The 18858-nt window shown below is 57.2% G+C and carries 21 protein-coding genes; 13 read left to right on the top strand and 8 right to left on the bottom strand.

All coding sequences use genetic code 11. From position 1 onward, the window contains the following. The first annotated feature begins 39 nt into the window (after positions 1-39). From queA to secF, 5 genes are all read left to right on the top strand, one after another. A complete protein-coding gene (gene queA / locus F3I47_RS06320) occupies positions 40-1110 on the top strand; it encodes a tRNA preQ1(34) S-adenosylmethionine ribosyltransferase-isomerase QueA (RefSeq protein ID WP_150029354.1) in 1071 nt (356 codons plus the stop codon). 79 nt (positions 1111-1189) lie between these two features. Beyond that, the gene (gene tgt / locus F3I47_RS06315) at positions 1190-2338 is read left to right on the top strand and encodes a tRNA guanosine(34) transglycosylase Tgt (RefSeq protein WP_009091761.1); all 1149 of its coding nucleotides are present in this window, start codon (positions 1190-1192) and stop codon (positions 2336-2338) included. Then, the gene (gene yajC / locus F3I47_RS06310) at positions 2338-2670 is read left to right on the top strand and encodes a preprotein translocase subunit YajC (RefSeq protein WP_009091760.1); all 333 of its coding nucleotides are present in this window, start codon (positions 2338-2340) and stop codon (positions 2668-2670) included. The genes tgt and yajC overlap by 1 nt, the downstream gene beginning before the upstream one ends. A gap of 25 nt (positions 2671-2695) precedes the next feature. Further along, positions 2696-4543, top strand: a complete 1848-nt coding sequence (secD, locus tag F3I47_RS06305) for a protein translocase subunit SecD (protein WP_009091758.1) — start codon at positions 2696-2698, stop codon at positions 4541-4543. A 10-nt stretch (positions 4544-4553) separates the two neighbouring features. After that, positions 4554-5522 (top strand): protein translocase subunit SecF, encoded by a 969-nt coding sequence (secF, locus tag F3I47_RS06300; RefSeq protein ID WP_009091756.1) that lies wholly within the window; start codon positions 4554-4556, stop codon positions 5520-5522. Between the two features lie 60 nt (positions 5523-5582). Here the strand turns inward: secF and F3I47_RS06295 are convergent, their stop codons facing one another. Together F3I47_RS06295 and lysM are read right to left on the bottom strand one after the other, a co-directional pair. Next, a complete protein-coding gene (locus F3I47_RS06295) occupies positions 5583-6161 on the bottom strand; it encodes a DUF3251 domain-containing protein (protein WP_150029355.1) in 579 nt (192 codons plus the stop codon). 16 nt (positions 6162-6177) lie between these two features. After that, on the bottom strand, positions 6178-6615 hold the full coding sequence (gene lysM, locus F3I47_RS06290; RefSeq protein ID WP_009091752.1) for a peptidoglycan-binding protein LysM: 438 nt from the start codon (positions 6613-6615) through the stop codon (positions 6178-6180). A gap of 185 nt (positions 6616-6800) precedes the next feature. On the opposite strand from lysM, the gene nrdR reads away from it, so the two are divergent. From nrdR to pgpA, 6 genes are all read left to right on the top strand, one after another. Beyond that, positions 6801-7250 (top strand): transcriptional regulator NrdR, encoded by a 450-nt coding sequence (gene nrdR / locus F3I47_RS06285; protein WP_009091750.1) that lies wholly within the window; start codon positions 6801-6803, stop codon positions 7248-7250. A gap of 3 nt (positions 7251-7253) precedes the next feature. Continuing rightward, complete coding sequence (gene ribD, locus F3I47_RS06280; RefSeq protein ID WP_150029356.1) at positions 7254-8354, top strand: bifunctional diaminohydroxyphosphoribosylaminopyrimidine deaminase/5-amino-6-(5-phosphoribosylamino)uracil reductase RibD; 1101 nt, start codon at positions 7254-7256, stop codon at positions 8352-8354. 90 nt (positions 8355-8444) lie between these two features. After that, entirely contained in the window at positions 8445-8915 is a 471-nt protein-coding gene (gene ribE, locus F3I47_RS06275) for a 6,7-dimethyl-8-ribityllumazine synthase (RefSeq protein WP_009091746.1), read from the top strand. Between the two features lie 19 nt (positions 8916-8934). Then, complete coding sequence (gene nusB / locus F3I47_RS06270; RefSeq protein ID WP_009091744.1) at positions 8935-9354, top strand: transcription antitermination factor NusB; 420 nt, start codon at positions 8935-8937, stop codon at positions 9352-9354. A gap of 55 nt (positions 9355-9409) precedes the next feature. Further along, positions 9410-10387: a thiamine-phosphate kinase gene (thiL, locus tag F3I47_RS06265; protein WP_046101351.1), complete on the top strand. Its 978-nt coding sequence runs from the start codon at positions 9410-9412 to the stop codon at positions 10385-10387. Then, positions 10332-10871 carry a phosphatidylglycerophosphatase A gene (gene pgpA, locus F3I47_RS06260; protein ID WP_072052699.1) on the top strand — a complete coding sequence of 180 codons (540 nt, stop codon included), beginning with the start codon at positions 10332-10334 and terminating at the stop codon, positions 10869-10871. The genes thiL and pgpA overlap by 56 nt, the downstream gene beginning before the upstream one ends. A 51-nt stretch (positions 10872-10922) precedes the next feature. Here the strand turns inward: pgpA and F3I47_RS06255 are convergent, their stop codons facing one another. The 4 genes from F3I47_RS06255 to xseB all read right to left on the bottom strand — a co-directional run bounded on the left by F3I47_RS06255 (position 10923) and on the right by xseB (position 15004). Continuing rightward, on the bottom strand, positions 10923-11897 hold the full coding sequence (locus tag F3I47_RS06255; RefSeq protein ID WP_150029357.1) for an aldo/keto reductase: 975 nt from the start codon (positions 11895-11897) through the stop codon (positions 10923-10925). Positions 11898-11977: 80 nt separating this feature from the next. Next, entirely contained in the window at positions 11978-13843 is a 1866-nt protein-coding gene (dxs, locus tag F3I47_RS06250; protein WP_150029358.1) for a 1-deoxy-D-xylulose-5-phosphate synthase, read from the bottom strand. Positions 13844-13862: 19 nt separating this feature from the next. Continuing rightward, positions 13863-14762, bottom strand: coding sequence for a (2E,6E)-farnesyl diphosphate synthase (gene ispA, locus F3I47_RS06245; protein WP_140028171.1), 900 nt, complete (start codon positions 14760-14762; stop codon positions 13863-13865). Then, entirely contained in the window at positions 14762-15004 is a 243-nt protein-coding gene (xseB, locus tag F3I47_RS06240; RefSeq protein ID WP_009091735.1) for an exodeoxyribonuclease VII small subunit, read from the bottom strand. Before xseB ends, ispA begins: the two co-directional genes overlap by 1 nt. A 232-nt stretch (positions 15005-15236) precedes the next feature. Between xseB and thiI the strand changes: the two genes are divergently transcribed. Further along, positions 15237-16685, top strand: a complete 1449-nt coding sequence (gene thiI / locus F3I47_RS06235; RefSeq protein WP_150029359.1) for a tRNA uracil 4-sulfurtransferase ThiI — start codon at positions 15237-15239, stop codon at positions 16683-16685. A gap of 51 nt (positions 16686-16736) precedes the next feature. Here the strand turns inward: thiI and yajL are convergent, their stop codons facing one another. Together yajL and panE are read right to left on the bottom strand one after the other, a co-directional pair. Then, positions 16737-17333 carry a protein deglycase YajL gene (gene yajL, locus F3I47_RS06230; RefSeq protein WP_150029360.1) on the bottom strand — a complete coding sequence of 199 codons (597 nt, stop codon included), beginning with the start codon at positions 17331-17333 and terminating at the stop codon, positions 16737-16739. Further along, entirely contained in the window at positions 17287-18207 is a 921-nt protein-coding gene (gene panE / locus F3I47_RS06225; RefSeq protein ID WP_009091728.1) for a 2-dehydropantoate 2-reductase, read from the bottom strand. Before panE ends, yajL begins: the two co-directional genes overlap by 47 nt. Positions 18208-18342: 135 nt before the next feature. Between panE and F3I47_RS06220 the strand changes: the two genes are divergently transcribed. Beyond that, positions 18343-18834 carry a YajQ family cyclic di-GMP-binding protein gene (locus F3I47_RS06220; RefSeq protein ID WP_009091726.1) on the top strand — a complete coding sequence of 164 codons (492 nt, stop codon included), beginning with the start codon at positions 18343-18345 and terminating at the stop codon, positions 18832-18834. The last annotated feature ends 24 nt before the right edge of the window (positions 18835-18858 follow it).

Genomic DNA, 18858 nt, shown 5'->3' with positions numbered 1-18858 from the left:
AACTGTGCCGCCTGTTTTTGCCTGAGAAAGAACACTTCAATGCGTGTCGCCGATTTTGCTTTTGAATTGCCCGAATCCCTGATTGCTCACTATCCCCAGGCGCAGCGCAGCGGCTGCCGTCTGCTGTCGCTTGACGGTCCCAGCGGCGCACTGACGCACGGGGTCTTTACCGACGTGCTGGATAAGCTGAATCCAGGCGATCTGCTGGTGTTCAACAATACCCGTGTGATCCCGGCGCGCGTCTTTGGCCGCAAAGCCAGCGGCGGCAAAATCGAGATGCTGGTCGAGCGGATGCTCGACGACAAGCGTGTGCTGGCACATGTGCGCGCCTCAAAAGCGCCGAAGCCGGGTGTAGCGCTGCTGCTGGGCGAAGATGAGAGCGTGAAAGCGACCATGGTGGCCCGCCACGATGCGCTGTTTGAGATTGAATTTGATGATGAGCGCGCGGTACTCGATATCCTGAACAGCGTGGGCCATATGCCTCTGCCGCCCTATATCGATCGGCCGGACGAAGAGGCCGACCGCGAGCTTTATCAGACCGTCTACAGCGCCCGTCCGGGCGCCGTCGCGGCACCCACAGCCGGTCTGCATTTTGATGAGCCGCTGTTGCAGGCGCTGAAAGAGAAAGGCATTGAGATGGCGTTTGTGACGCTGCATGTCGGGGCGGGAACCTTCCAGCCGGTGCGTGTCGAAACCATCGAAGAGCATCACATGCACGCGGAATATGCCGAAGTACCGCAGGAGGTGGTTGATGCGGTGCTGGCCTGCAAGGCGCGCGGCAATAAGGTGGTTGCGGTGGGCACCACCTCCGTCCGGTCGCTGGAGAGCGCAGCTAAAGCGAGCCAGGATGCCCTAATCGCGCCATTCTTCGACGATACCCAGATTTTTATCTATCCGGGCTATGAGTATCAGGTGATCGACGCGCTCATCACCAACTTCCATCTGCCTGAATCGACCCTGATTATGCTGGTCTCGGCCTTCGCCGGGTATCAGCACACCATGGCCGCGTACCGCGCAGCCGTGGCTGAGCAATATCGTTTCTTCAGTTATGGCGACGCGATGTTTATCAGCAAAAATCCGCAGGCGCCGCTGGAAAAAGTGGGCGACTGATTTATCAACCGATAGCCGGAATCGCGCTCTGCGTGACAGAAGGCTATCTGCATCGGACTGTTTCTCCGATGGAGGCTTTGTGAAATTTGAACTTGATACCACAGACGGGCGCGCACGCCGTGGCCGTCTGATTTTTGATCGCGGCGTGGTGGAAACCCCGGCGTTTATGCCCGTTGGCACCTATGGCACCGTCAAAGGCATGACGCCGGAAGAGGTACAGGATACCGGCGCGCAGATCATTCTGGGGAATACCTTCCATCTCTGGCTGCGTCCGGGTCAGGAGATTATGAAACTGCACGGCGATCTGCATGACTTTATGCAGTGGAAAGGGCCGATTCTGACCGACTCCGGTGGCTTCCAGGTCTTCAGCCTGGGCGACATCCGTAAAATCACCGAAGCGGGCGTGCATTTCCGTAACCCGATCAACGGCGATCCGATCTTCCTCGATCCGGAAAAATCGATGGAGATTCAGTATGACCTCGGTTCCGACATCGTGATGATTTTCGATGAGTGTACGCCTTATCCGGCGGACTGGGACTACGCCAAACGTTCAATGGAGATGTCGCTGCGCTGGGCACGACGCAGCCGTGACCGTTTTGACAGCCTCGGCAACAAAAATGCGCTGTTTGGCATTATCCAGGGCTCGGTTTACGAAGATTTACGAGATGTCTCGGTTAAAGGTCTGGTAGAGATTGGCTTTGATGGGTACGCTGTGGGCGGCCTGGCGGTGGGTGAACCTAAGCAGGACATGCACCGTATTCTCGAGCACGTCTGTCCGCAGCTTCCGCAGGATAAACCCCGTTATCTGATGGGCGTTGGCAAACCTGAAGATCTGGTTGAGGGCGTCCGTCGCGGCGTCGATATGTTCGACTGCGTGATGCCAACCCGTAATGCGCGCAATGGTCATCTGTTTGTGACCGAGGGCGTGGTGAAGATCCGCAACGCCCGCTACAAAGATGACACTGCGCCACTGGATGCGGAGTGTGACTGTTACACCTGTCGCAATTATAGCCGGGCCTACTTGTATCATCTCGACCGTTGTAACGAAATACTGGGCGCGCGTCTGAATACTATCCACAATTTGCGCTACTACCAGCGTCTGATGGCTGGTTTACGTCAGGCTATCGAAGAGGGTAGATTAGAGCGCTTTGTAACTGAGTTTTACCAACGGACGGGTAAAGAAGTTCCGCCTTTAACGTCTGACAATTCATCAATGAGGGAAATTTAATGAGCTTATTCATTTCTGACGCCGTGGCCGCAGCAGGCGCACCGTCTCAGGGAAGTCCGTATTCTCTGGTGATCATGCTGGTGGTGTTTGGTCTGATTTTCTATTTCATGATCCTGCGTCCGCAGCAGAAACGTGCGAAAGAGCACAAGAAGCTGATGGATTCCATCTCAAAGGGCGATGAAGTGTTAACCAGCGGTGGCCTGGTCGGTCGCGTCACAAAAGTCTCTGACACGGGCTACGTCGCTATCGCGCTGAATGACACCAACGAAGTGGTCATTAAACGTGATTTCGTTGCCGCCGTGCTGCCTAAAGGCACCATTAAGGCGCTGTAATTCTTTCTTCCCTAAGGGAACTGCCGTGTTAAACCGTTATCCTTTGTGGAAGTATGTGATGCTGGTCGTCGTGATTATCGTCGGCCTGCTCTATGCGCTTCCCAACCTCTATGGTGAGGATCCGGCCGTTCAAATCACTGGTGCGCGCGGAAGCGCCGCCAGTGAGCAGACGCTGGATCAGATTCAGTCCGCATTAAAACAGGACAATATCCAGAGCAAATCTGTTGCGCTGGAAAATGGTGCGATTACCGCGCGCTTCGCCAATACGGATGTGCAGTTACGCGCCCGTGAAGCGATCATGAAAGCGCTGGGTGAAGACTACGTCGTGGCGCTGAACCTCGCGCCTGCCACGCCCCGCTGGCTGACCATGCTGTCAGCAGAACCGATGAAACTCGGTCTCGACCTGCGTGGCGGCGTGCACTTCCTGATGGAAGTGGACATGGACACCGCACTCAGCAAACTGCAGGAGCAGAATGCTGATACGCTGCGTAGCGACCTGCGCGCCAAAAATATCCCCTATACCAACGTCAATAAAATCGCGAACTACGGCGTGGAAATTCGTTTCCGTGACGCCGCCAGCCGCGATGCGGCGATTTCCTGGCTCTCTTCCCGTCATCAGGATCTGGTGATCAACAGCAGCGGCAGCGATGCGCTGCGTGCCACCATGAGCGATGCCCGTCTCAGCGAAGCGCGTGAATATGCGGTTCAGCAGAACATCACGATTCTGCGTAACCGTGTGAACCAGCTGGGCGTGGCGGAACCGCTGGTTCAGCGTCAGGGTTCCGATCGCATCGTGGTGGAACTGCCAGGGATTCAGGACACGGCGCGCGCCAAAGAGATTCTGGGTGCGACCGCAACCCTGGAATTCCGTCTGGTGAACACCACCGTGGATCCGAGCGCAGCCGCCAGTGGCCGGGTGCCGGGTGACTCCGAAGTCAAAAAGATGCGTGACGGCCAGCCGGTCGTACTCTACAAGCGGGTGATTCTGACCGGTGACCACATCACCGACTCGACCTCCAGCATGGATGAGTACAACCAGCCACAGGTGAACATTTCACTGGATGGCGCAGGCGGAAACATCATGTCGAACTTCACCAAGGACAACATCGGCAAACCGATGGCGACCCTGTTTGTGGAGTACAAAGACAGCGGTAAGAAAGATGCCAATGGCCGTTCCATTCTGGTGAAACAGGAAGAGGTGATTAACGTCGCCAATATCCAGTCTCGCCTGGGGAACAGCTTCCGCATTACCGGTATCAACAATCCGAACGAAGCGCGTCAGCTGTCGCTGCTGCTGCGTGCCGGTGCGTTGATTGCGCCAATCCAGATCGTGGAAGAGCGCACTATCGGACCGACCATGGGTCAGCAAAACATTACTCAGGGTCTGGAAGCCTGCCTCTGGGGTCTGCTTGCGTCGATCCTGTTCATGGTGGTGTTTTACAAGAAGTTTGGTCTGATTGCGACCAGTGCGCTGCTGGTAAACCTGGTGCTGATTGTCGGCATCATGTCCCTGCTGCCGGGCGCGACCCTGACCATGCCGGGGATTGCCGGTATCGTGTTAACCCTGGCGGTGGCAGTGGATGCCAACGTACTGATTAACGAACGTATTAAAGAAGAGCTGCGCAACGGGCGCTCGGTTCAGCAGGCAATCCATGAGGGCTACAAAGGCGCCTTCTCCAGTATTGTTGATGCGAACGTGACCACCCTGATCAAAGTTATCATTCTTTACGCGGTCGGCACCGGTTCGATCAAAGGCTTTGCGATTACCACCGCTATCGGTATCGCGACCTCAATGTTCACCGCGATTATCGGTACCCGTGCCATTGTTAACCTGGTTTACGGTGGCAAACGCATCAACAAGCTGTCTATCTGAGGAGTGCGTTGTGGCACAGGAATATAACATTGAGCAGTTGAACCACGGGCGTAAAGTCGTCGACTTTATGCGCTGGGATACGCTGGCCTTCATCATTTCGGGACTGCTGATCGTCGCTGCGATTGCGATCGTGGGCGTGCGCGGTTTTAACTGGGGCCTCGATTTCACCGGCGGTACCGTGATTGAGATTGCGCTGGAAAAACCTGCCGACCTCGACACGCTGCGCAGCGATCTGGTGAAAGCGGGCTTTGACGAGCCGCTGGTGCAGAACTTTGGCAGCAGCCGTGACGTCATGGTGCGTATGGCACCGGTTACCGGTCCGGCAGGCACCGAAATAGGCAATAAAGTGGTGTCGGTGATTAACCAGACCACCCAGCAGAACGCGACCGTTAAGCGCATTGAGTTCGTAGGCCCGAGCGTGGGCAGCGACCTGGCGCAGGCGGGGGCGATGGCGCTGTTGTCTGCACTGATTGCGATTCTGATCTATATCGGTTTCCGCTTTGAGTGGCGTCTGGCACTGGGCACCGTGCTGGCGCTGGCGCATGACGTCATCATCACCTGCGGTCTGCTGGCGCTGTTCCGTATTGAAATCGACCTGACGATTGTTGCCTCACTGATGTCAGTGATTGGCTACTCGCTTAACGACAAAATCGTGGTCTCTGACCGTATTCGTGAAAACTTCCGCAAGATCCGTCGCGGCAGCGCTTACGATATTACCAACGTGTCCCTGACCCAGACCTTAAGCCGTACGCTGATTACCTCGCTGACCACACTGGCGATGATCCTCATCCTCTTCATCTTTGGTGGTGCGCTGCTGAAAGGCTTCTCACTGACCATGCTGATTGGTGTGACGATCGGTACGATTTCATCCATTTATGTCTCTTCGGCGCTGGCGCTGAAGCTGGGCATGAAGCGTGAACATATGCTGGTGCAGAAGGTTGAGAAAGAGGGCGCAGATCAGCCTTCTATCCTGCCGTAATCACATGACAGAAATGAAAACGGGCAGCCCTGGGGCTGCCCGTTTTTTTTGCGCCGGCCGTCAGGGCAATGCCGGTGCAGCAGGTGGGGTCTGGGTCGGCACGTTGCCGGTCACGTTATGCACGCGGACGTAGCCGAGCTGCTCCGGTGTCAGACCGCTGAGTCGCAGCGGAACGGTGACCGAATGCTGCGGCAGCAGGGAGGCAGGCACGGTGATGGTCTGGCTCAGCGTGTCATTGCCGAGCGGCTTGCCGCTGGCGGGATCGAGTTCACCCCAGATCACCGTGGCGTTCAGCGCAGGCAACGGCTGTTCATCCATCGAACGCACCGTGAGGGTTGCCCGCGAGCCGCTCGCTTCAGCCGTGACGGGCGACAGCGTCAGCCGCAGCGTACCGAGCCGGGTCTGCAACGCCACGGGCGTATTGGCCTGTGGCAGCAGCCATGCTCCCTGCTGCGACTGGCTGTTCAGCTGTCCCTGAATCTCCAGCGCACTGGCTTGCGAGGTCAGGTGCTGCATCTGCTGATTAAGCTGATTCACTTCCTGATGCAGCTCTCTGACCTGCGGTGTGCTGGCGGTGCTGCTGCACCCGCTCAGCGTCACCAGAGAGAGCGCCACCGGAACCCAAACCATCCTGTTCATAAGTTATCCTTGTCCGTTATTTCGGAATGCGTAACACCTGACCAGGGTAGATCTTATCAGGGTGTGACAGCATCGGTTTGTTCGCTTCGAAAATCTTATTGTACTCATTAGCGTTGCCGTAGACCTGTTTCGAGATGGCGCTCAGCGTATCGCCTTTTTTCACCGTGTAGAGTTCGGACTCCGCTGCGCTGTCGGTGACGGTAACCTTGTCTTCCACTTTGGTGATGCCCGCGACGTTGCCCGCTGCGATCAGAATCTTCTCTTTCAGCTCCTGAGAGAGGCCATCGCCGGTCACCGTGACGGTATCGCCATTCACTTTGACATCAACCTTGTCGCTGTCGGGTAATCCGAGTTTGTTGATGTGCTCCTGCAGCTTTTTATTCTGGTCATCACCGCCATGCACGGCATCCCACAATTTTTCACCCGCTTCTTTCACAAAGTTAAACAGACCCATACAACCTCCAGTGTGTTAGTGGAAAATTTCAATTGCAGCCCTTAAAGCGTAGTCCCTTTTGCTGCAGACGAAATTTAGCATCGTTTATCCTGAGAGGTGAATCCTCTGAAAGGCACGAAGAGATTTTGTTGATTCGCAGTTCGCGCTACACTGTCTGACCCATCACTCTCGCGTCAGGAAACGTCATGCATTGCCCATTCTGCTCCGCTGTGGACACCAAAGTGATTGATTCTCGTCTGGTTAGTGAAGGCTCTTCGGTGCGCCGCCGCCGCCAGTGTCTGATGTGCCATGAGCGCTTTACCACCTTTGAGGTGGCAGAACTGGTGATGCCTCGCGTGGTGAAAAGCAATGACGTGCGCGAACCCTTCAATGAAGACAAAATGGCCAGCGGGATGATGAAGGCGCTGGAAAAGCGTCCGGTCAGCGCCGACGCGGTGGAAAGCGCCGTTAACCATATCAAAACCCAGTTGCGTGCCACGGGTGAACGGGAGATCCCCAGTAAGCTGATTGGCAACCTGGTGATGGATGAGCTGAAAAAACTCGATAAGGTGGCCTACATCCGTTTCGCCTCGGTTTACCGCAGCTTTGAAGATATCCGGGATTTTGGCGAAGAGATCGCCCGTTTACAGGATTAAAGTATGGATGAACGCTATATGGCGCGCGCGCTGGAGCTGGCGCGACGCGGCCGTTTTACCACCATGCCCAACCCCAACGTCGGCTGCGTTATCGTACGCGATGGTGAGGTCGTGGGGGAGGGGTGGCACCAGCGCGCCGGAGAACCCCATGCGGAAGTCCACGCGCTGCGTATAGCAGGCGAAAAAGCGCGCGGTGCTACCGCCTATGTGACGCTGGAGCCGTGCAGTCATCATGGCCGTACGCCTCCCTGCTGTGATGCCCTGATCGCCGCCGGTGTGAAGCGGGTCGTGGCCGCGATGCAGGACCCGAATCCGCAGGTCGCCGGTCGCGGGCTGCACCGCCTGCAGCAGGCGGGCATTGAGGTCAGCCACGGTCTGATGATGCCGGAAGCGGAGGCGCTGAATCGCGGCTTTCTCAAGCGGATGCGCACCGGGTTTCCCTGGATTCAGCTTAAACTGGGCGCGTCGCTGGATGGCCGGACCGCCATGGCCAGCGGCGAAAGTCAGTGGATTACCTCTGCGGCTGCGCGTCGTGATGTGCAGCGTCTGCGGGCGCAAAGTGCGGCTATCCTGAGCAGCAGCGCAACCGTGCTGGCGGACGATCCCTCCCTGACGGTGCGCTGGTCCGAACTCAGTGCGGACACCCAGGCGCTGCTGGATGAGCAGCAGCTGCGTCAGCCGGTGCGGGTGATTATCGACAGTCAGAATCGCGTTACGTCCGGGCATCGCCTGATTACGCAGCCGGGAGAAACCTGGCTGATGCGCCATCAGCCGGATCAGCAGAGCTGGCCCGCAGGCGTGACGCAAATTGCCGTTCCGCAGCGCGAGCATCAGCTGGATCTGGTGGCGATGATGATGCTGCTGGGTCAGCGCCAGATCAACAGCGTCTGGGTTGAAGCGGGCGCAACGCTGGCGGGTGCGCTGCTGCAGGCGGGACTGGCCGATGAGCTGATCGTCTACGTGGCACCTAAGCTGTTAGGTGATGAAGGCCGCGGCCTGTGTCACTTGCCCGGACTCAGTCAGCTGGCTGACGCGCCTGCCTTTCGTTTCAGCGATGTCCGTCAGGTCGGAGACGATTTACGCCTGACCCTGACACCGCAATAACACGGGCGGAAAAGCGAGAGCACGCCGCCGAAGAGTATGATAGAATCCGCCCCCCTGCGCGGGGCTAAATAAACCCCTGAAAGGATAAGTATGAAAGTTATCGAAGCTGCTGTTGCAACGCCTGAGGCCAGTGTTGCCATCGTTATCGCGCGTTTTAACAACTTCATTAATGACAGCCTGCTGGAGGGTGCAATTGATGCCCTGAAACGTATCGGCCAGGTCAAAGATGACAATATCACCGTAGTCTGGGTTCCCGGCGCCTACGAACTGCCTCTGGCAGCTCGCGCGCTGGCTAACGCCGGCAAATATGATGCGATTATCGCCCTCGGCACCGTGATTCGTGGTGGCACTGCCCACTTCGAATATGTGGCGGGTGAAGCCAGCTCCGGTATCGCCAGCGTCGCCATTAACAGCGACATTCCTGTCGCGTTTGGCGTGCTGACAACCGAAAGCATCGAGCAGGCCATTGAACGTGCCGGTACCAAAGCCGGTAACAAAGGTGCGGAAGCCGCACTGACCGCGCTCGAAATGATCAACGTATTGAAAGCCATTAAAGCCTGATTTTTGTAAGGGGAATTTTGTGAAACCTGCTGCTCGTCGTCGCGCCCGTGAGTGCGCTGTTCAGGCGCTTTACTCCTGGCAGTTGTCGAATAACGACATTGCCGATGTGGAATACCAGTTTCTGGCGGAACAGGACGTCAAAGACGTCGACATTACCTATTTCCGCGAACTGCTGTCCGGTGTGGCGACCAACAGTGCGTATCTGGATGGACTGATGAAGCCCTACCTGTCGCGTCAGCTTGAAGAGCTGGGCCAGGTAGAAAAAGCGATCCTGCGCATCTCACTGTATGAGCTGAGCAAACGTGATGATGTGCCCTATAAAGTGGCCATCAACGAAGGGATTGAGCTGGCGAAAGTCTTCGGCGCTGAAGACAGTCATAAATTTGTTAACGGCGTGCTGGATAAAGCCGGTCCACAGATTCGACCCCATCGCAAATAAACAAAAAGGCCGGCTTGCCGGCCTTTTTTCATAGAGGGTTAAGCGGAACGTAATTATGTCTTGTGGTGAATTTGAACTCATCGCACGCTACTTCAACCGCAGAACACGCAGCCGCCGTGATGTCGAACTCGGCATCGGTGACGATTGTGCGTTACTGAGCGTGCCGGAAAAACAGACGCTGGCGATCAGCACCGATACCCTGGTTGCCGGTGTGCACTTCTTACGGGATATCCATCCCGCCGATCTTGGCTACAAAGCCCTGGCTGTTAATCTCAGCGACCTCGCCGCTATGGGCGCCGATCCCGCGTGGCTGACGCTGGCCCTGACGCTGCCGCAGGTCGATGAGAGCTGGCTGTCGGCGTTCAGTGAGAGCCTGTTTGAGCTGCTGGAGTATTACGATATGCAGCTGGTGGGTGGTGACACCACGCGCGGCCCGCTGAGTCTGACGCTGGCGATTCACGGTCTGGTGCCGCAGGGCCGGGCACTGAAACGCTCCGGCGCGAAGCCGGGTGACTGGATCTACGTGACCGGCACGCTGGGTGACAGCGCGGCGGGCCTGGCGCTGCTGCAGCATCACTGCCGCATCAGCGATCCGGCGGTGCATGAGGCGCTGATCAAACGCCATCTGCGCCCCATGCCGCGCATTCTGCAGGGACAGGCCCTGCGTGCGCTGGCCTCCTCTGCGGTAGACCTCTCTGACGGCCTGATTTCCGATCTCGGTCACGTGCTGAAAGCCAGCGGCTGTGGCGCACGGCTTAATCTTGATGCTCTGCCGCTTTCTGGCGCGCTGCGTGACCATTTCGACCCTGAGCAGGTTCTGCGCTGGGCGCTGAGTGGGGGAGAGGATTATGAGCTCTGCTTCACCGTGCCGGAGGTGAATCGCGGCGCGCTGGATGTGGCGCTGGGTCATCTGGGCGTGCCCTACACCTGCATCGGTCAGATAGCACCGGAGTCGGAAGGCTTAACGCTGCTGGATAATGGCAAGCCCGCCACCTTCCGCCATAAAGGATTTGATCACTTTGATACGAAATAACGATGTGGCCAAAGGCCGCCTGCGGATGAGCAATCCCTGGCATCTGCTGGCGACCGGTTTTGGCAGCGGGTTAAGCCCGGTGGTGCCTGGCACCATGGGATCGCTGGCGGCGATCCCATTCTGGTGGCTGATGACGTTTCTGCCGCAGGACCTCTATTCGCTGGTCGTGCTGGTCGGCATCTGCGTCGGCGTTTACCTCTGTCATCGCACCGCCAAAGATATGGGCGTTCACGATCATGGCAGTATTGTCTGGGATGAGTTTATCGGCATGTGGATTACGCTGATGGCGATTCCGGTCAACAGCTGGCAGTGGGTGCTCGGGGGATTTGTACTGTTTCGTATTCTGGATATGTGGAAACCCTGGCCGATTCGCTGGTTTGACCGCAACGTGCACGGTGGCATGGGCATTATGGTTGATGACATCATTGCCGGGGTCATTTCGGCTGCCATGCTGTATGGCATCGGGGTCTGGCTGGCGGGCTGATCCGCTCACCCGCGATAAGATGACGCCCGGCAAGGGCGTCATATGACGGCGTTACTCGAATCCCACCGCCTGATGCGGCTGATAGACCTCTTCCAGCAGGGTAATCTCGTCGTCACTCAGTGTGACATCCACCGCCTTCACCAGATCCGCAAACTGCTCAGCACGCGACGCGCCAATGATTGGCGCCGTGACGGCAGGTTTGCTCAGCAGCCAGGCCAGGGCGACCTGTGCCCGCGTCACGCCTTTACTCTCCGCCACCTGCGCCAGACGCTGCGCAATGGCGGCATCATTCTCTTCGGTGGTGGCATAGAGCTTCGCCATGACCTGATCAGAGGTGGAGCGAGCGGTGTTTTCACCCCATGGGCGGGTCAGCTTACCGCGCGCCAGGGGACTCCAGGGCAGCACGGCGATCTGCTCTTTCTGACAGAGCGGATGCATTTCACGCTCCTCTTCACGCTGAATCAGGTTGTACTGATCCTGCATGCTGACGAAGCGATGCCAGCCCTGTTGCGCCTGCATCTGCAACGCCTGTGCAAACTGGCTGGCGTGCATGGATGAAGCACCGATGTAGCGCGCTTTGCCCGACTGTACGACATCATGCAGCGCTTGCAGCGTCTCTTCCAGCGGCGTCTCGTAATCCCAGCGGTGAATCTGCAGCAGATCGACATACTCCATGCCGAGGCGCTGCAGGCTGTCATCAATGGATTGCAGGATATTTTTGCGCGACAGACCCTGTGAGAGGTTGCTCAGGGGGAAATAGACTTTGGTGGCGACCACAATCTCTTCACGGCGCGCAAAATCTTTCAGCGCCCGTCCCAGAATCTCTTCACTGCTGCCGTCTGAATAGCTGTTGGCCGTGTCGAAGAAGTTGATCCCTGCGTTCAGCGCCTGCTGGATTAGCGGACGGCTGCTCGCTTCAGGCAGCGTCCAGGCGTGGTTGCCGCGCGTCGGCTCGCCATAGGTCATGCAGCCCAGACAGAGGCGCGAAACCTGAAGGTCGGTAGTTCCCAGTTGAATCAGTTTCATGGTGGAGGCTCCTGCGAAAGTGCAAAGGTTTCAGCATAGCAGGGCGTTGCGCTCCCCGGAGGGAGCGCAGAGAGGAGAGGTTACTGCGCCAGCCAGCGGGTGATCTGCTGCTGGATACCTTCGGCGTCCAGCAGGTAGTCATGACGCACTTCTTCCTGTGTGCCCTGCGGGATAAATTCATCGGGCAGACCGATATTGAGAACCGGCACAGCCAGGCGTTTCGCCATGACGAACTCATTGACGCCGCTGCCTGCACCGCCCTTGATTGCGCCTTCTTCCAGCGTAATCAGTGACGTGTGGGTGGCGGCCAGTTCGGCAATCAGCGCCTCATCCAGCGGCTTCACAAAGCGCATATCGACCAGGGTCGCATTCATCGCTTCCGCCGCAGCGGTCGCTTCCGGCAGCAGCGTACCGAAGTTCAGAATCGCCAGTTCTTCACCCTGACGTTTCACCACGCCTTTGCCCAGCGGCAGGCTCTGTAGCGGTGCCAGTGGGGTGCCAACGCCGGTGCCGCGCGGATAACGCACGGCGCTCGGCCCGTCCTGATAGTGATAGCCGGTGTAGAGCATCTGACGGCACTCATTTTCGTCGCTGGGGGTCATGATCACCATCTCCGGCACACAGCGCAGATAGGCAAGATCAAATGCGCCCTGGTGAGTCTGACCGTCTGCGCCAACAATACCACCGCGATCGATAGCAAACAGGACCGGCAGTTTCTGGATAGCGACGTCATGGATCAGCTGATCGTAGGCGCGCTGCAGGAAGGTGGAATAGATGGCCACAACAGGCTTATAACCGCCAATCGCCATACCGGCAGCGAAGGTCACCGCGTGCTGCTCGGCGATCGCCACATCAAAATATTGCTGCGGGAACTCACGCGAGAAGGCCACCATGCCGGAGCCTTCACGCATCGCCGGGGTAATCGCCATCAGCTTCGGATCGTCGGCGGCCATTTCGCACAGCCAGTTGCCGAAGATTTTAGAGTAGCTCGGCAGACCTTCGGCACTTTTCGGCAGTTCGCCAATGGCCGGATCGAATTTAGGCACGGCGTGCCAGGCAATCGGATCTTCCTCTGCCGGGGCGTAGCCTTTCCCTTTCTTCGTCATGATATGCAGGAACTGCGGCCCTTTCAGGTTGCGCATGTTACTCAGCGTATTGACCAGCGTCAGGACATCGTGGCCATCAACCGGACCGATGTAGTTGAAGCCTAACTCTTCAAACAGCGTTCCCGGCACCACCATGCCTTTGAGGTGCTCTTCCGTGCGCTTAACCAGCTCTTTAATCGGGGGCAGGTTAGTCAGCACGCGCTTACTGCCTTCACGCAGTCGCGCGTAGGTTTTACCTGACAGGATCTGCGCCAGACGGTTATTCAGCGCGCCGACGTTTTCGGAGATCGACATCTCATTGTCATTGAGGATCACCAGCATGTCCGGTTTGATATCACCGGCATGGTTCATCGCTTCAAACGCCATGCCTGCGGTGATAGCCCCATCGCCGATAATACAGGCGGTGCGACGCCCCTGACCTTCGCGTTCTGCCGCCGCGGCCATGCCCAGACCGGCACTGATGGAGGTCGACGAGTGACCGACGCTCAGCACGTCATATTCACTTTCGCCGCGCCACGGGAACGGATGCACGCCGTTTTTCTGACGGATGGTGCCGATGCGATCGCGGCGACCGGTCAGAATTTTATGCGGATAAGCCTGATGACCCACATCCCACACCAGATGATCAAAAGGAGTGTTGTAGACATAATGCAGCGCGACAGTCAGTTCGACAACGCCCAGACCCGATGCAAAATGGCCGCTGGAGCGGCTCACGCTGTCTAACAGATACTGACGCAGTTCATCACACAGTGCAGGCAGCTTCTCTTTCGGCAGGGCACGCAGCTCCTGAACCGTGTTTGCCAGCGCCAGTGTCGGGTATTTAGCAATATCAAAACTCATCAGAGACTCATTATGGAAGTTATTTGTCGCGTTCAATTATGAAGCTCGCCAGCGCCTGCAGTGCTGTGGTGTTATAGGAGTGCGCAGCGAGCAATTCCAGAGCATCAAGGGCTTCCTGATACAAATCCCGCGCTTTGGCACGGGCATTTTCTAAGCCTAACAGTGAAGGATAGGTGCTTTTGCCCAGTTGCTGATCGGCACCCTGACGTTTTCCGATAACGGCGGTGTCACCCACCACGTCCAGGATATCGTCCTGCACCTGAAACGCGAGACCGATAGCCTCAGCATAGCGGTCAAGCAGCGGCAGGGCTTCACGGCCCGCATCGCCTGCGGTAAAAGCACCTAAGCGGACGGCTGAGCGGATCAGCGCGCCCGTTTTGTGGCGATGGATCTGCTCCAGCTGATCGAGATCCACCGATTTACCCTCTGCCGCCAGATCAAGCGCCTGACCGCCGCACATGCCGGCCACGCCGCTGGCGTTTGCCAGTTCAGAGATCATCCGCAGCCGGTACTCCGCGCTGACACCCGGCATGGCTGCGTCAGTCAGAATTGAGAAGGCCAGCGTCTGCAGGGCATCGCCTGCCAGTATCGCCGTATCTTCGCCATATTTAATGTGACAGGTCGGCTGCCCGCGACGCAGTGCATCGTCATCCATCGCAGGGAGATCGTCATGAATCAGAGAGTACGCATGAATGCATTCAACCGCGGCGGCGGGCGCATCCAGACTCGCCGGGTCGGCGCGGAGCATCTCACCGGTCGCGTAGACCAGAAAAGGGCGCAGGCGTTTACCGCCCAATAATGCCCCATAATGCATGGCATTAACCAGAGGAGAACTCTGAAAAGGAAGTGGCGCTATAAAACGCGTCAGCGCGGCGTTGACCTGCTGCTGATACGCGTCGAGTAATCGGACAAAATCCATTAGTCATTTTCCGGCGTGAAAGCAGTGAGGTCGGCGTTTTTATCGTCGTTCAGCAGAATACGGACACGCTGTTCAGCCTGCTGCAGCGTCTGCTGGCCTGTCCGCGCCAGCTGCACGCCGCGCTCAAACTCGTTGAGGGCTTCTTCCAGCGGCAGTTCACCACTTTCCAGACGGCTGACAATCTGCTCCAGCTGCTGCAATGACGTTTCGAAGCTGGCTGGCTGTTCGGCTTTTTTCGGCATATTTCGTGTCGACTCACGGTTGGGACATTATCTCGCAATCGGTCATGGTAGCTGAGACCCTATGATTAGCAAAATAATCAATGCGGCAGCTGATGAAGAAGCAGTCACCTGACAAAGGTGATATACTCCCGCGCCTCGGATGCGGTTGCGCCTTGCAGCCCGCAATTTTGTGATTTTACCAGCTAAGTGCTGCCTCTTTTAGCACTTATTTGCCCAACGAAGCTGTGTCGCCATGAAGTTTATCATCAAGTTATTTCCTGAAATCACCATCAAGAGTCAGTCGGTGCGTTTGCGCTTTATCAAGATTCTTGCCAGCAATATCCGTAACGTCCTGAAAACCGTCAGCGACGACATCGCCGTTGTGCGTTACTGGGATCACATTGAAGTGCGCTCAAAAAACGACGCGCTGCGGGACATTATTCCCGATGAACTGACGCGCATTCCGGGGATTCATCACGTTTTAGCGGTTGAAGATCGCGAGTACACCGATATTCATCACATCTTCGAACAGACCTTAGCGCAGTATCGCGACAGCCTCGAAGGAAAGAGCTTCTGCGTTCGGGTTAAACGTCGTGGTAAGCATAGCTTCAGTTCGCAGGATGTGGAGCGCTATGTGGGCGGCGGGCTGAACCAGCACATCGAAAGCGCCCGTGTGCAGCTTAAAAACCCGGAGGTAACGGTTAATCTCGAAGTGGACGAGAATCAGCTGACGCTGGTGACCGCACGCTATGAGGGGCTGGGCGGTTTCCCAATCGGCACACAGGAAGATGTGCTGTCGCTGATTTCCGGTGGCTTTGACTCCGGCGTCTCCAGCTACATGCTGCTGCGTCGCGGCAGCCGCGTACACTACTGCTTCTTTAATCTTGGCGGCGCCGCCCATGAGATTGGCGTCCGTCAGGTCGCGCACTATCTCTGGAACCGCTTTGGCCGTTCGCACCGGGTGCGCTTTGTGGCGATCAATTTTGAGCCGGTCGTCGGTGAAATCCTGGAAAAAGTGGATGACGGTCAGATGGGCGTGGTGCTGAAGCGCATGATGGTGCGTGCCGCTTCCCGCGTGGCTGAGCGTTATGGCGTACAGGCGCTGGTCACCGGTGAAGCAGTCGGGCAGGTATCGAGCCAGACGCTGACCAACCTGCGTCTGATTGATAACGCCTCCGATACGCTGATTCTGCGTCCGCTGATCTCTCACGACAAAGAGCACATCATCAAAGTCGCCCGGGAGATCGGCACCGAAGATTTTGCCAGCACCATGCCGGAATATTGTGGGGTGATTTCCAAAAGCCCGACAGTGAAGGCGGTGAAAGCGAAGATCGAGGCAGAAGAGCAGAATTTCAACTTTACGATTCTGGATCGCGTGGTGGAAGAGGCGACCAATGTCGATATCCGCACCATCGCTGAGCAGACAGAAGAGGAGGTGGTGGAAGTTGAAACCGTCGCCCTGCTGAGTGAAAACGACGTGGTGCTGGATATCCGCGCCATCGACGAGCAGGAAGAGAATCCGCTTGAGCTGAAGGCCACGGAGGTGAAATCACTGCCGTTCTACAAACTCAGCACGCAGTTTGGCGATCTCGATCAGAACCGCACCTGGCTGCTTTACTGCGATCGCGGCGTGATGAGCCGTCTGCAGGCCCTCTATCTGCATGAGCAGGGCTTTAAGAACGTGAAAGTCTACCGCCCGTAGTGCTGGCTTACGGTCAGTCAGACCCTGTCGGGATCTGACTGATGAACCTGATCACGCCTGATAGTCATAAATGCCGGGTGCCAGCACCAGCTGGGCGGCAACGTCGCGCGCCATTTCTTTTCCCACCAGCAGATCGATCAGCTTCAGCGCAAAATCCATGGCCGTGCCGGGTGCCTGGCTGGTGAGCAGTTTTACCCGCGGGTCCCAGACGACGCGGCGCTCCATCCATTTCTCCGCCGGAATGGTCTCTTTTAAGCCGGGAAAGCCGGTCATGTTTCCGACAGGGAACAGATCGTGGGGAACCAGCACCGTACCTGCCGCCGCGCAAATCGCCGCAACGATTTTATCACTGAGATGAAACTGACGCACCGTTTCGACCAGCAGCGGGCTGTCACGGAAGGTCTCCGCGCCTTTCAGGCCACCGGGCAGGACGATGGCGGAGAAATCGTTGTCGGCGACCTCGACCAGCGGAGCGTCAGCCAGCAGGCGGACACCGCGTGAGCAGACGATCTCCCGGCTGCCATCGCTTTCGACGCTGGCGGTGACGACGTTCAGCCCGGCACGAACCAGCAGGTCGATGGTGGTGACGGCTTCGGTCTCTTCACTGCCATGTGCCAGGCAAACCAGCACCGATGCGTTCGCGGTCATAATGGGACTCCTTGCGTTTAACAATGTCATACAGACGGGTGTTCTCCGACAGCACCAGGCCGTGCGTCCGGGCGCGGCGCAGTAAAAAGCCGCTGATGTAGTCGATTTCGGTGAGCCGCTGCGCGCGGATATCCTGCAGCATGGAAGAGGTGTTCGCCGCCGTGCTTTCAATCACGTCAAAGATAATATCCTGCAGGCTTTCGCTGGCTACGTTCTGACCTTCGCGCTCCATGACCCAGCTGATCTCTTCACATAACTGCGCAATCTGTTCCGGATACGCACGCAGCGCGCCGTTCTGGCACTCATATTCCACGCTGAGCGGGTTGATCACACAGTTCACCGCCAGCTTGCGCCAGCAGGCCGCACGGATGTTGTCATGCCAGGCGACATCGGGCAGGGCATGGTGCAGGATGTCGGCCAGATCGCTGTAAGCAGCGCTTTTGCGGTTACCGGGGCCGATGTGGGTGATGCCGCTGGCGATGTGTTTGATGACGGTGCCATCACGCATCGCGGCGTGCGTCGTGACGCCGCGCAGTAGTGGCTGAGTTAACCCTTTAAGCTCCTCCAGCGTGCCCATGCCGTTATGCAGCAGCAGCACCGGGCAGTTTTCCGGCAGAACGCTTTCCAGATTTTTCACGGCGGGCGACACCTGTGGCGCTTTTAGCGTAACCAGCAGCAGCTGGCTTTCCGCCAGAAACAGCGGATCGTTAGCGATGAAGGTGCGGTTGGCTATGTTGCCTTCCGGGTCGACGACATTGGCCGAGCAATAGGGCTGCGGCACCCGCAACCATCCCTGCACCTCGTGTCCCTGACGGGCGAGCGCTGTCAGCCAGACCTGACCCAGAGCACCGCACCCTAACACGGTAATTTTCATACTGCCTCCCGCTGGCGGGCTATCCATTTATTATTTACTGTCACACCATGAGTATAGCGTCGTGCACAGCCTGATTTTATTTAGCACCGTAAGACGCGTATTATGCATGTCACTTTAGCGTCAGGAGAAGAAGAGATGCCATCTTTCGATATCGTTTCAGAAGTCGATCTGCAGGAAATTCGCAATGCGGTGGAGAATGCCAACCGTGAGGTGTCTACCCGCTTCGATTTCCGCAACGTGAGCGCCGAGTTTGAGCTCAACGAAAAGAATGAAACCATTAAAATCACCAGCGAGTCTGATTTCCAGGTTAAACAGCTGGTCGATATTTTGCGTGAGAAGTTACTGAAGCGCGGGATTGAAGGCGGTGCCTTAGAGGTGCCGGAAGAGATTGAGCACAGCGGTAAAAGCTGGGCGGTCGATGCCAAACTGAAGAAGGGCATTGAGAGCGACGTAGCGAAGAAGCTGGTGAAGCTGATTAAAGACAGTAAGCTGAAAGTGCAGACCCAGATTCAGGGTGAAGCGTTACGAGTGACCGGCAAAGCGCGCGATGATCTGCAGAGCGCAATGGCGATTGTGCGCGGCAGCAATCTGGGGCAGCCGTTCCAGTTTAAAAACTTCCGCGATTAAGCGGGGCAGGCTGTTTTTTTGGCC

The sequence above is a fragment of the Pantoea sp. M_10 genome, from assembly GCF_008631515.1.
In the GTDB taxonomy this organism is placed as follows: Bacteria; Pseudomonadota; Gammaproteobacteria; order Enterobacterales; family Enterobacteriaceae; genus Pantoea; species Pantoea anthophila.
This window is presented reverse-complemented; position numbering and strand designations above follow the sequence as displayed.